At 71.8% G+C, this 650-nt stretch carries 1 protein-coding gene; it reads right to left on the bottom strand.

All coding sequences use genetic code 11. The features are described 5' to 3' along the window. Positions 1-650, bottom strand: a 650-nt coding sequence (locus AC31A1_RS52270; RefSeq protein WP_489660053.1) for an AMP-binding protein, incomplete at both ends; no start/stop codon positions are given.

Genomic DNA, 650 nt, shown 5'->3' with positions numbered 1-650 from the left:
ACATACGCCGCATTCGCCACCCCCAACGGCACGATGCGCTCCGCATCCACCACCCGACCCGGCGCACAGCCGGCCACAGCCGTTACGGTCTCCGGATCGTCCAGGACGATCACCCGCCCGCGGGCTCCTTCCGGCAGCACGGACCAAGTGGCCCGCGTGCACAGCACCGCGACCGGGTCGCCGTCCTCCAGCACCAGAGCGAGCCGGTCCGTAGGGTGCGCGGGGTCCAGTGGAACGAAGGCCCCGCCCGCCATCGAGACCGCCAGCAACGCCACCACCGTGCCCACCGACCGCTCAGCCACGACAGCGACCCGCCGCTCCGGACCCACCCCGGCCGCGATCAGATACCGCGCCAGCCGACCCGCCTCAGCCTCCAACTCCGCGTACGTCAGCCTGTGTTCACCGGACGCGGCGGCATCACCGGACTCAAGAGCCGGCGCATCCGGCGTCCGCCGCACCTGCTCCGCGAGCAGCTCAGGCAGCGTCCCTGACGGCACCTCGGGGGACACGTCCTGCCAGTCCCGCGTCACACGGTCCAACCGTTCCCCGTCCAGCAACCCGAGTTGGCCGAGAGGCATCTCCGGGTCCTCCGCGAACTGCTCCAACACCCGCACCAGCGCCGCCAACACCTCATCCGCACGGGCCCGGTC

This window comes from Streptomyces sp. P5F9 (assembly GCF_057961495.1).
The sequence above is the reverse complement of the archived record's forward strand: the minus strand, read 5'-3'. Positions and strand labels throughout refer to the sequence as shown.